Origin of the sequence: Qipengyuania xiamenensis (genome assembly GCF_019711495.1) — a bacterium.
In the GTDB taxonomy this organism is placed as follows: Bacteria; Pseudomonadota; Alphaproteobacteria; order Sphingomonadales; family Sphingomonadaceae; genus Qipengyuania; species Qipengyuania xiamenensis.
The window spans coordinates 195,318-206,847 of record NZ_JAIGNM010000002.1 but is presented as its reverse complement, the minus strand read 5'-3'; the positions used below and the strand labels follow the sequence as shown (position 1 = coordinate 206,847).

Genomic DNA, 11,530 nt, shown 5'->3' with positions numbered 1-11,530 from the left:
AACTCCATGCACAAGTTGGACGGGACTTGTGAACACAAGGAGTTACACAATGTCGATTTCCAATCCGCTCAAGGCCGCAGCGGTCGCTTCCGTCCTCGCGATGGGGAGCTTCGCACTGGCCACCGCCACCCCGGCCGCTGCCGACCATCACAAGTCGAAGCCGGCGCAGGCGCAGAAGAACATCGTCGAGACCGCAGTCGGCACCGGCGTGCACGAAACGCTGGTCGCAGCGGTCCAGGCCGCCGATCTCGTCGACACGCTCGCCTCGCCCGGCCCGTTCACGGTCTTTGCCCCCACCGATGACGCATTCGGCGCCCTGCCCGCAGGCACGGTCGACACGCTGCTCCTGCCGGAAAACAAGCACGACCTGCAGGACATCCTGAAATACCATGTCGTGGCCGGCCGCGTGCCTGCAGCCAAGCTGTCCGCAGCGATCCAGCAGAATGGTGGCAGCTACACCTTCGAGACCGTCGCTGGCGAGGAACTGACCGCCAGCTTCTCGGCCGACAACAACATCGTGATCACCGACGGCGCGAACCGCACCAGCACGGTGACCATGGCCGACGTGAAGACCACCAATGGTGTGATCCACGTCACGAACGGCGTCTTCCTTCCCGGATAACGCCCCTTCCCCTCCCCGTCGCTCCGGTCACCAACAACCGTAGAGCGACGGTCCTGGCCCCGCCCGACCAACCCCATCGGTCCGGCGGGGCCTTTTTTGTCCACCCGAACGAAAAGCGCCGCGAAGTCCGTAGACCGCGCGGCGCTTCGAAGATGTGTCGGAGAGAAGTGCCTAGGCGGCTTCTTCCTTCGGACCGTGGACCTGGATCGGGTCCTTCTTGCCTTCGACGACATCGGCATCGATCACGATTTCCGTGACGCCATCCATGTCGGGCAGGTCGAACATCGTGTCGAGCAGGATGCCTTCGACGATCGAGCGCAGGCCGCGGGCACCCGTCTTGCGGGCGATGGCCTTCTCGGCGATCTTCTTGAGCGCGTCCGGCTTGAAGGTCAGTTCCACGTTCTCAAGCTCGAACAGCTTTGCGTACTGCTTGCACAGCGCGTTCTTCGGTTCGGTCAGGATCGTGATCAGCGCATCCACGTCGAGATCGCGCAGCGTGGCGATCACAGGCAGACGGCCGACGAATTCGGGGATCAGGCCGAACTTCAGCAGATCTTCCGGTTCGCCCTTTTCGAGCAGTTCGCCGATGCGTCGCTTGTCCGGATCGGCGACATGCGCTCCGAAGCCGATCGAACGCTTCTGCAGGCGGTCGGCGATGATCTTTTCGAGCCCCGCGAACGCGCCGCCACAGATGAACAGGATGTTCGTGGTGTCGACCTGCAGGAATTCCTGCTGCGGATGCTTGCGGCCGCCCTGGGGCGGGACGGAGGCGGTGGTGCCTTCCATCAGCTTGAGCAGGGCCTGCTGCACGCCTTCGCCCGACACGTCGCGCGTGATCGAGGGGTTTTCGGCCTTGCGGGTAATCTTGTCGATTTCGTCGATGTAGACGATCCCGTGCTGCGCCTTCTCGACATTGTAGTCGGAAGCCTGGAGCAGCTTGAGGATGATGTTTTCCACGTCCTCGCCCACGTAACCGGCTTCGGTCAGCGTGGTAGCGTCGGCCATGGTGAAGGGCACGTCGAATGTGCGCGCCAGCGTCTGTGCCAGCAGCGTCTTGCCGCAGCCGGTCGGGCCGACGAGCAGGATGTTCGACTTGGCGAGTTCGACATCGCCAGCCTTGCCGCCGTGCTTGAGGCGTTTGTAGTGGTTGTGCACCGCAACCGAGAGGACGCGCTTGGCGCGGTCCTGGCCGATCACATAGTCATTCAGCGTTTCGAAGATTTCCGCAGGGGTCGGCACGTCGCCGTCCTTGCGGCCCGAGATACCGGCCTTCGTTTCTTCGCGAATGATGTCGTTGCACAGTTCCACGCATTCGTCGCAGATGAACACGGTCGGGCCAGCAATAAGCTTGCGCACTTCGTGCTGCGATTTACCGCAAAAGCTGCAGTACAGCGTGGACTTGTTATCGGTTCCGCTCAACTTGGTCATTTCCTGCTCTGCCCCCGCCAGCCCTTGAATACAGGGATTCGCCGACTCTAGGCCGGTGCGGGATTCGGTCAATATGTACCTACCAGCAACCCCTTGCCATAAGCTGAAGGCGCAGGGTTGCCGAATTCCTAGGACATTAATGCAACAGTCCCGTCATGGGACGCTGATTTGACTGGATTATTCGGGCGCGCCGCCCGAACCCTTGTCCTCGTCCTTGGTCGGTTCGTCGTCGCCTTCGGTTTCCGGACGCGCTTCGAAGACCTTGTCCACGAGGCCGAACTTCATCGCTTCTTCCGCTTCGAGGAAGGTGTCGCGATCCATCGCCTTTTCGATCTCGTCGAGGCTCTTGCCAGTGTACTGGACGTAAAGGTCGTTCATGCGCTTGCGGATACGAAGGATCTCGCGCGCCTGGATTTCGATGTCCGAGGCCATGCCGCGCGCACCGCCCGAGGGCTGGTGGACCATGATGCGGGCGTTCGGCAGCGCGATACGCATGCCCGGCTCGCCGGCGGCCAGCAGGAAGCTGCCCATCGAAGCGGCCTGGCCGATGCAGACGGTCGAAACGCGCGGCTTGATGTACTGCATGGTGTCGTGGATCGCCATGCCGGCGGTCACCACGCCGCCCGGCGAGTTGATGTACATGCTGATCGGCTTGGAGGGGTTTTCGCTTTCGAGGAACAGCAGCTGTGCAACGATCAGCGAAGCCATGTTGTCTTCGACCTGGCCGGTGACGAAGACGATGCGTTCGCGCAGCAGGCGGCTGAAGATATCGAACGCGCGTTCGCCGCGGCTCGACTGCTCGACCACCGTCGGAACAAGCGCCCCGGTGAGGGGATCGCGGTCAAACTGGCCCTGGCTGCCGTGTGCGTCGCTTCCGAACAGGTCGATCATGAAAATCCTTCCGTGAAAATATCGTGGGCCTATGTCGCTATAGGCGGCGCGATGTTCAAGGGGGTTAAGCATCACTTTGCCCAAGGATGCGGAACCCATGCCTTGCAGGGCGGTTATCGCAGCGAAGCCGGACTGCCATTCATCGGTTCCAGATCTGCATCTGTCGAACCGATCTTCACATCCTGCGCGGCAAGCACGAGGGCGAAGCTCAAGAGGACTCGCAAACCATCGTTACACGCCCAGCCAGACTGCTGCGTTTCGCAGCCCCCGTCGTTTCATGTGCCGCGCTCGCGCTGGGCATGCCCGTGCACGCGAATGCGGAAGAGGATACCGACGGTCAGATATCGGGCAATGTGAAGACCGACGGAGAGGGCAAGGAAAAGCCCTCGTCGACTATGGATGGACGCAGTTTCGAGCCCTCCTATTTCGAGCAGTTCGCCCCGCGCAACGCGCTGGACATGGTCGACCGCCTTCCCGGTTTCCAGATTTCCGGAGGCGGTGGCGGCGGAGGTCGCGGCTTCGGCCAGGCCAATGAAAACGTCCTCGTCAACGGCTCGCGGCTGACCTCCAAGTCCGACAGCGTGCGCGACCAGTTGCGCCGCATTCCGGCAAGCAAGGTCGTGCGGATCGAACTGCTCGACGGGACCGCGCTCGACATCCCCGGACTGGTCGGACTGGTCGCGAATGTGGTGGTCCGCTCGGGCGGATTGACGGGGCAGTTCATCTGGGAAGGCGCGGTGCGCACGACCGAAGTCGATCCCGAATGGTACGGCGGCGAGATTTCGATCTCGGGCAGCAGCGGCGCGCTCGGATACACTTTCGCCCTCGAGAACAACAACAACCGCTTCGGCGCGACCGGGCCCACCATCTTCCGTGATGCCAGCGGCGCACAGATTTTGCGCGAAGACACGATCTTTGTCGGTGCATTCGACGAACCGCGCGTCAGCGGCGCGCTGAGCTACGACTTCGGCGGCGGCACCACCGCAAACCTCAACGGCTATTTCGCCCGCAGCTTCTTCGACCGCCTGCGCAACGAAACGCGCACCTTTGCCGATGGCACGGTGGTCGATCGTTTCAACGCGCGCGACGGCGGATCTCCCGAATACGAAATTTCGGGCGATTTCAGCTTCCCGCTCGGCCCCGGCCAGATGAAGCTGATCGGCCTTGAGGCATGGGACGAGGAAGTCGCCTCCTCCACCATCATCGACACGCCGCGCGATGGCACGCTGGCGACCGGTAGCCGCTTCGCGGTGGGCGGCGGCGATGGCGAGCGGATCGGCCGTTTCGAATACAACTGGCCGATGCTCGGCGGCGAATTCCAGCTGGCGGGCGAAGCCGCCTTCAACCGGCTGGAACGGATCAGCAGCCTGTTCGAACTCGATGCAAACGGCGAGTTCGTCGAGATACCCTTCCCCGAAGGGACCGGCGGCGTCACCGAAGATCGCTACGAGGCAATCCTGAGCTACAGCCGCCAGCTGACCTCGAGGCTTGCGCTGCAGGCATCGGTGGGCGGCGAATATTCCAAGATCCGGCAAACCGGATCGGCAGCCAATTCGCGCAGCTTCCGCCGTCCCAAGGGTTCCGCCTCTCTCGCGTGGCAGCCGGAGGAGGGAATGGACATCTCGCTCGCGCTCGAGCGCCGCGTCGGCCAGCTCGATTTCGAGGACTTCCTCGCCAGCGTGACGCTTGAACAGGACAACAAGAACGCCGGCAATAACGAGCTGGTCCCTTCGCAGACCTGGGAAGTCACACTCGAAATTGCCAAGACGCTGGGCGAATGGGGGTCGACCACCTTCGTGGCGGAGCAGCGCTGGATCGAGGACTACACCGACCTCATCCCGCTTGCCGGCGGCGGCGAGGCGCGCGGTAATATCGACAAGGCCCGCCGCACCGAACTCGAATGGACCACGACCCTGCGCCTTGCCCAGCTGGGCTGGAAGGGTGCGCAGCTGGATTTGCGACTGGAGTACGAGGAAGGCGAGGTGCTCGACCCGCTGACCGGCGTGCTGCGCGATTTCTCCGGCCGTGCGGACCGTGAGCTGGAGATCGACCTGCGCCACGACGTCCTCGGCACCGACTTCGCATGGGGGGCCAGCCTCAATTACAATCGCATCCGCCCCAGCTTCCGCTTTTCGGAAGTCTCGCGCGACTACGAGGGTCCGGTATTTGCCGACCTGTTCATCGAGCACAAGGACGTGTTCGGTCTGACCGTGAACCTCACGGCCGCCAACCTTCTCGGCGGGCGCAGGTACTTCGACCGCACCGTCTTCGACGGATCGCGAAACGACGGCCTGATCCTGTTCACCGAGGAGCAGGACGAACGTCTGGGTCCGATTTTCCGGTTCAGCGTCGCGGGCAGTTTCTAGCGGCGCGCGCCGTCGAACCGCCCCTGAATCATCAAGAATCCAATACTTTAACAACATCCTGCAAGCAGCGATGGCGAACCCGCTTGGGTTTCGATCCGCCACCAAACTCGACGCTCGTCGACAAGTGTAGTCGTTAGTCGTCGTTCGAATGCTGCCCGTCGATGGCCGATACCGCCGTGCGTCTACAGATGTAGGCGAAGGCTCGGATCGCAGGAGAGCTTATGGCCCGCAGCCAACATTTTACCACCAGCATCATCGCCCTCGCATTTGCTGGCGCCACCCCCGCATGGGCCAATGAGGACCCGTCTCCGAGCGATGCCGCGAGCGGTGACCCGAACGTACCGTCGCAGCCCGTGACCGAGGGGGCGCGCGTGTTCGAACCGTCCTATTTCGAACAATTCGCACCGCGCAATGCGCTCGAAATGGTCGACAGGCTGCCGGGTTTCTCCATCTCAGGGGGCAATGATCAGGGCCAGCGAGGGCTTGGACAGGCGAACCAGAACGTCATCGTCAATGGCGAGCGTTTTTCCAGCAAGTCCGACTCGATCCGCGACCAGCTGGCGCGCATCCCTGCAGGCGATGTCATCCGGATCGAACTGGTCGATGGCAATTCGCTCGACATACCCGGCCTTACCGGCCTCGTCGCCAATGTGATCTACGAGAGCAAGGGCGCCTCGGGCCAGTTCCGCTACAATCCCGGCTTTCGCCCGTACAATACCGAGGCGCGCTATCTCGGCGGAGAGATCTCGCTCACGGGCAGCGACGGCCCGCTCGATTTCACCGTCTCGCTTTCGAACGAGAACAACCGCTTCGGTGCGGACGGCCCTATCCTCGTGACCGCGGCCGATGGCTCGCTGATCGAAGAGCAGCAGACCAAGTTCTCTGGCGGCTACGACAATCCCAAGCTCGCGACCAATTTCACCTATGATTTCGGCGGCGGGGCCTTTGCCAATCTGAACCTGAGCTATGGCGAGGACTTCGTGTTTCGCGACATGCCCGAAACCGGCTTCCCGACCGCGGGTCCGGTGCGCTTCCGCGAAGCCACCTACCATGAGCGCGGCCCCGAATACGAGATCGGTGGCGACATCGAATTCCCTCTCGGCCCGGGCAAGCTGAAGATCATCGGGCTGGAACGGTTCGAGCGCGATATCGGGGAAGCCCAGCTCATCGACACTTTCGACGACGGCAGCGACCCGAAGGGTTCGCGCTTCGAGCGGACCGACGAGGAAGGCGAGCGCATTGGCCGCTTCGAATATGGCTGGAACATGTGGTCCGCCGACTGGCAGCTGTCGGGCGAAGCAGCCTTCAACCGGCTCGACCGCCGATCGAAACTGTTTCTTCTCGACGATAGCGGCCAGTTCGAACGGATCGCCTTTCCGGCCGGGAATGGCGGTGTGACCGAAGACCGATACGAAGCGATCCTGAGCTACTCGACCCAGCTATCGCCGACACTCTCGCTCCAGGCGACGGGCGGCGCGGAATATTCCAAGATCGAACAGACCGGCTCGGCGGCGAACTCACGCTCGTTCCAGCGCCCCAAGGGTTCGCTGGCGCTGAGCTGGAAGCCGGCAGACGATTTCGACGTCTCGCTTACCGCTGCCCGCCGCGTGGGCCAGCTTTCCTTCGGCGCCTTCCTTGGCAGCGTGAACCTCAACGACGACAACCAGAATGGCGGCAACAACTCGCTCGTCCCGCCGCAGAGCTGGGAATTCGACCTCGAGGTCAACAAGGGCCTCGGCGCATGGGGTTTGCTCAAATTCGAGGCCAAGCAGGCCTATTTCGAGGACTTCATCGACTGGTTCCCGCTGGCTAACGGTGGCGAGGCACAGGGCAATATCGGCGACGCCAAAAGGACCCATCTCGAACTGACCGGCACGATCAACCTGGATCCGATCGGCTGGAAAGGGGCACGGCTCGATTTCAACGGCGTGAAGCGCTGGATGAGCGTGACGGACGCCTTCACCGGCGAGGACCGCGTGTTTTCGAACGACCTTGTCGACCGGCTCGAAGTCAACTTCCGTTACGACATTCCTGACAGCGACTGGGCCGTGGGCAACGGCATCAACACCTTCAATCCCGCCGGCTATTCGCGCCGCTACGAAACCGGCCGGGGATGGGAAGGCCCGACCTTCGGCTGGTTCTTCGTCGAGCACAAGGACGTGATGGGCCTGACGGTGCGCGCCTTGGCCGGCAACATGCTGGGCGCGCGCAATTACTTCGAACGCACGGTCTATGAAGGCGACCGGCCCGATGCACCCATCGCCTATCGCGAATACATGGACCGCCGGATCGGCCCGATCTTCAACTTCCGCATCAGCGGCGACTTCTGAGGCGCGCTTGCAATTAGCCGCGGCGCTGTCACTGTGCCGCGGTGGAATTCGACCCGCGCATTTTGATGTTCGTGATCTTCGGGCTCGGCCTGATGCTCGCCGTGCCGCTCGAGAAGTGGCTCGCGCGGTTCTGGCTGTCGCTGCCCATCGTCTACGTCGCTGCGGGATATGCGCTCTATTCGCTGCCGTTCGACCTGCCCCATATCAACCCGACCTTCGACGGGTTCGATGCGCTCGCCCTCGAATACATCACCGAGTTCATCGTCATCGCCTCGCTGATGGCGGCGGGAATTGCGATCGACCGACCCGTCAGCTGGAAGAACTGGCGACAGATCTGGCCGCTGCTGGTGATCGCGATGCCGCTCACAATCGCGGCGGTCGCTTTCCTGGGCTGGTGGGCGCTCGGGCTACCCGTTGCCAGCGCATTGCTGCTGGGCGCCGCGATGGCGCCGACCGATCCGGTCCTTGCGCGAAGCGTACAGGTCGGGCCGCCGGGTGAGAACGAGCGGCACGATGTGCGCTTTTCGCTCACGGTCGAGGCCGGTCTGAACGATGGACTCGCCTTCCCCTTCACCTACCTCGCCATCGCTGCAGTGGGCATGACTTCGCTCGGCGCGTGGACGCTCGAATGGGTGGCGCTCGATCTCGTGTGGCGGATCGCGGCAGGCGTGGCAGTCGGCTGGGCGGTCGGCCGCGCGGGCGCATGGTACGTCTTCGAACGCGAGGCCGATGCGGCGGTCAAGGATATCGAGGAGGATAGCGAGACCCAGCCGAAATACAGCACCAGCGAGGGGCTGATCGTGCTCGGCACGCTGCTGCTGGGCTACGGGCTGGCAGAATTGGTGGAGGGTTACGGTTTCCTCGCGGTGTTCGTGGGCGCTGTGACCGCCCGCCAGCGCGAGAACCGCAGCCGCTATCACAAGCTCAGCCACCATTTCATCGACCAGATCGAGCAGATCGTGCTGGTCGCCGTCCTCTTCGGCTTCGGTGCCATGCTGGCGAGCGGCGTGCTCGATGCGCTGACCTGGCCGGCCGCGCTGGTCGGGATTGCGCTGGTTTTCGTGATCCGCCCGGTCGCAGGGCTAATGTCGGAGGCGCTTAGCGATCTGCCCATGGTCGGGAAGCTTGCCGTCGCCTTCCTCGGCGTGCGCGGGATGGGATCGATCTACTACCTCGCCTACGGCCAGAACCACGCCGACTTCGAAGGGCTGAATATCCTCTGGGCTACCGCGAGCTTCACGATCCTCCTCTCGATCGTGTGCCACGGCATTATCGCCGGCCCCTTCATCGCCTATGTCGAGAAGCGACGCGCGCACATCCATGACGGGCAGGAAGAGGAAATGGCCTGCCTCGCACCGGACGAAAGCCGGTTGGCCGTCGAGCCTCACGCAAAGCCGGAATAGCAAAAGGGCGGCAGGATCGCTCCCGCCGCCCTCTCGATTGCTTGAACCGGATGAAGCTTACTTCTTCTTGGCTGCAGCCTTCTTGGCCGGAGCCTTCTTCTTGGCCGGGGCCTTCTTGGCTGCGGGCTTCTTGTTGCCCTCGTCCTTCTTGGCGGCGGCCTTCTTGGCCGGAGCCTTCTTGGCAGCAGGCTTCTTCTCGTCCTTCTTGTCGTCGGACTTCTTGGCAGCCGCCTTCTTGGCCGGAGCCTTCTTCGCAGCAGCCTTCTTCTTGGCCGGCTTCTTGGCTTCTTCGCTTTCGTCCGCTTCGATTGCGGCTTCGAGTTCCTCGCGCGTCACTTCGCGGTCGGTGATCTCGGCCTTGTCGAAGAGGAAGTCGACGACCTTGTCTTCATAAAGCGGTGCGCGCAGCTGGGCGGCGGCCATCGGCTCCTGCTGGATGTACTGCATGAACCGCTCACGGTCTTCCGGGCGATACTGCTGTGCAGCCTGCTGGATCAGCATGCTCATTTCGTTCGGAGTGACCTGGACATTGTTCGCCTGGCCGATTTCCGACAGCAGCAGGCCAAGACGCACGCGGCGTTCGGCGATGTTGCGGTAGTCGTCCTTCTCGGCGTCCATTTCCTTGAGCATCTCTTCGGGATTTTCCGAACGAGCGGCCTCCTGCTGGAGCTGGGCCCAGATCTGGTCGAATTCGGCATCGACCATGCTCTGCGGCACGGCGAAATCGTGGCCGGCAGCCAGCTGGTCGAGAAGCGAACGCTTCATCTGCGTGCGGGTGAGGCCGGCAGTTTCCTGCTCGAGCTGGCCGCGCAGCAGTTCCTTGAGCTTGTCGATGCCGTCGAGACCGAAGTTCTTGGCGAAATCGTCGTCGAGCTTGGTTTCGCCTTCGACCTTCACCTGCTTCACGGTGACGTCGAATTCCGCCTTCTTACCGGCGAGGTGAGTCGCCTGGTAATCTTCGGGGAAGGTCACTTCGATGGTCTTGGTGTCGCCGGTCTTCACGCCGGTGAGCTGGTCTTCGAAGCCGGGGATGAACATGCCCGAGCCGAGCACGAGAGCTGCGTCTTCGGCCTTGCCGCCTTCGAATTCGGTACCGTCGACGCGGCCGACGAAATCGATGATCAGCTGGTCGCCGTCGGCTGCCTTCTTGGTCTTGGCAGCGTCCTTGTAGCTCTTGTTGTTCTCGGCAAGCTTGCCGATCGCGTCCATGACTTCCTCGTCGGAAACCGGAACAGTCAGGCGCTCGATCTTGAGATCGTCGGTGCTGGGAGCTTCTACTTCGGGAAGAACTTCGAGTTCGACGGTGAGGGTGGCGTCCTTGCCTTCCTCATAGCCTTCGCCCAGCTCGACCTTCGGCTGCATCGCCGGCTTGAGCTTGTTGTCGGCCATCGTCTTGTCGACCGATTCGCGAATCATGTCGTTCACGGCCTGGGCGTGCATCTGCTCGCCATGCATCTTGCGGATCAGGTTGGCAGGGACCTTGCCGGGGCGGAAGCCGGGCATCTTCACCTGCGGGGCGACCTTCTTCACCTCGCCATCGACACGGGCTTCGATTTCCTTGGCCGGGATGGTGATGGCATAGGCCCGCTTAAGGCCTTCGTTGGCGGTTTCTTTGATCTGCATGGGTGTAGAACTCGTAGGTTTGTACTGTCTGTCTGTGCGAGAGTTTGCGATGAGCGAAACTGGTGCGGGCGAAGGGACTCGAACCCCCACATCTTTCGATACTGGTACCTAAAACCAGCGCGTCTACCAATTCCGCCACGCCCGCAAACTTGAAAGCGAAGCCCTGCGCTAACGAGGGTTCGCCGCGCATATAGGCGCGTGCCTCTAGTAGGATGCGACCAAAAGGGCAAGCGGGAGGGAGAGGAATGGAACCGGCAAATATGATAGACCGTTTCTTCCAGCGTCCCATCGAAGGATTTTGACATGGCCACGCAGCCCGACCCAGACACGATAAACCCCGGTGCGCCGCCGGAAATGCCGCCCGGCACCCAGCCTAACGAGGCACCGATGGAAGAACCGCCTTCGATCGAGCCGACGCCGCCCGATTTCGACGAGCCCGGCCCCTCGCCGCTCGAAACGCCGCCGCCGCCCGATTGATCTTGCCGCGCGCCCCCGCGCGCATTACAGGCGCGCGCCATGACCGAAGAAACCAAAGCCCAGACACCGCCCCTGCACCTCTCGGTGAACCCGAAGAGCACGCATTTCGACGTCGACGTGCTCCAGCGCGGCGTGGGCATCCGTTTCAAGGGCCGTACCCGCACCGATATCGAGGAATACAACATTCCCGAGGGCTGGGTGCGCGTGCAGGCCGGCAAGACCATGGACCGCCACGGCAACCCGCTGACGCTGAAGCTCAACGGCCCGGTCGAGGCATGGTTCGAAGACATGGGCGACGAACCGCCCGTCGCGAAGGCCGACTGATACGGCTTTCCTGCTTTCTTACGCCCGTGCCAATGCGGGCAGCATGAGAGCTTTCCGGTCCCGCAA

9 protein-coding genes and 1 tRNA gene are annotated in these 11,530 nt (G+C 62.6%); 6 read left to right on the top strand and 4 right to left on the bottom strand.

What is annotated here, in order from left to right:
- The first annotated feature begins 49 nt into the window (after positions 1–49).
- Positions 50–622 carry a fasciclin domain-containing protein gene (locus tag K3165_RS09220; protein WP_221548596.1) on the top strand — a complete coding sequence of 191 codons (573 nt, stop codon included), beginning with the start codon at positions 50–52 and terminating at the stop codon, positions 620–622.
- 171 nt (positions 623–793) lie between these two features.
- Here K3165_RS09220 and clpX read toward each other — a convergent pair whose 3' ends face one another.
- Together clpX and clpP are read right to left on the bottom strand one after the other, a co-directional pair.
- Positions 794–2,050 carry an ATP-dependent Clp protease ATP-binding subunit ClpX gene (gene clpX, locus K3165_RS09215; RefSeq protein WP_221548595.1) on the bottom strand — a complete coding sequence of 419 codons (1,257 nt, stop codon included), beginning with the start codon at positions 2,048–2,050 and terminating at the stop codon, positions 794–796.
- 177 nt (positions 2,051–2,227) lie between these two features.
- Positions 2,228–2,941, bottom strand: a complete 714-nt coding sequence (gene clpP / locus K3165_RS09210) for an ATP-dependent Clp endopeptidase proteolytic subunit ClpP (protein ID WP_221430470.1) — start codon at positions 2,939–2,941, stop codon at positions 2,228–2,230.
- Positions 2,942–3,240: 299 nt separating this feature from the next.
- Here clpP and K3165_RS09205 point away from each other — a divergent pair, with 299 nt between their 5' ends.
- From K3165_RS09205 to K3165_RS09195, 3 genes are all read left to right on the top strand, one after another.
- Entirely contained in the window at positions 3,241–5,307 is a 2,067-nt protein-coding gene (locus tag K3165_RS09205; protein WP_221548594.1) for a TonB-dependent receptor plug domain-containing protein, read from the top strand.
- 221 nt (positions 5,308–5,528) lie between these two features.
- Positions 5,529–7,637: a TonB-dependent receptor gene (locus tag K3165_RS09200; RefSeq protein ID WP_221548593.1), complete on the top strand. Its 2,109-nt coding sequence runs from the start codon at positions 5,529–5,531 to the stop codon at positions 7,635–7,637.
- A 41-nt stretch (positions 7,638–7,678) separates the two neighbouring features.
- Entirely contained in the window at positions 7,679–9,040 is a 1,362-nt protein-coding gene (locus tag K3165_RS09195; RefSeq protein WP_345720846.1) for a cation:proton antiporter, read from the top strand.
- A 57-nt stretch (positions 9,041–9,097) separates the two neighbouring features.
- On the opposite strand, the gene tig is transcribed toward K3165_RS09195, so the two are convergent.
- Positions 9,098–10,663, bottom strand: a complete 1,566-nt coding sequence (gene tig, locus K3165_RS09190; RefSeq protein WP_221548592.1) for a trigger factor — start codon at positions 10,661–10,663, stop codon at positions 9,098–9,100.
- Between the two features lie 60 nt (positions 10,664–10,723).
- Positions 10,724–10,808 (bottom strand) — tRNA-Leu (locus K3165_RS09185).
- 158 nt (positions 10,809–10,966) lie between these two features.
- On the opposite strand from K3165_RS09185, the gene K3165_RS09180 reads away from it, so the two are divergent.
- On the top strand, positions 10,967–11,140 hold the full coding sequence (locus tag K3165_RS09180) for a hypothetical protein (RefSeq protein WP_221548591.1): 174 nt from the start codon (positions 10,967–10,969) through the stop codon (positions 11,138–11,140).
- A gap of 39 nt (positions 11,141–11,179) precedes the next feature.
- Complete coding sequence (locus K3165_RS09175; protein ID WP_221548590.1) at positions 11,180–11,464, top strand: DUF3297 family protein; 285 nt, start codon at positions 11,180–11,182, stop codon at positions 11,462–11,464.
- Positions 11,465–11,530 lie beyond the last annotated feature (66 nt).

Excerpts from the sequence above, each read along its gene's own strand:
- clpX (WP_221548595.1), bottom strand. The coding sequence starts at position 2,050 with ATGACCAAGTTGAGCGGAACCGATAACAAGTCCACGCTGTACTGCAGC.
- K3165_RS09180 (WP_221548591.1), top strand. The coding sequence starts at position 10,967 with ATGGCCACGCAGCCCGACCCAGACACGATAAACCCCGGTGCGCCGCCG.
- K3165_RS09220 (WP_221548596.1), top strand. The coding sequence starts at position 50 with ATGTCGATTTCCAATCCGCTCAAGGCCGCAGCGGTCGCTTCCGTCCTC.
- clpP (WP_221430470.1), bottom strand. The coding sequence starts at position 2,941 with ATGATCGACCTGTTCGGAAGCGACGCACACGGCAGCCAGGGCCAGTTT.
- K3165_RS09200 (WP_221548593.1), top strand. The coding sequence starts at position 5,529 with ATGGCCCGCAGCCAACATTTTACCACCAGCATCATCGCCCTCGCATTT.
- K3165_RS09175 (WP_221548590.1), top strand. The coding sequence starts at position 11,180 with ATGACCGAAGAAACCAAAGCCCAGACACCGCCCCTGCACCTCTCGGTG.
- K3165_RS09205 (WP_221548594.1), top strand. The coding sequence starts at position 3,241 with ATGCCCGTGCACGCGAATGCGGAAGAGGATACCGACGGTCAGATATCG.
- tig (WP_221548592.1), bottom strand. The coding sequence starts at position 10,663 with ATGCAGATCAAAGAAACCGCCAACGAAGGCCTTAAGCGGGCCTATGCC.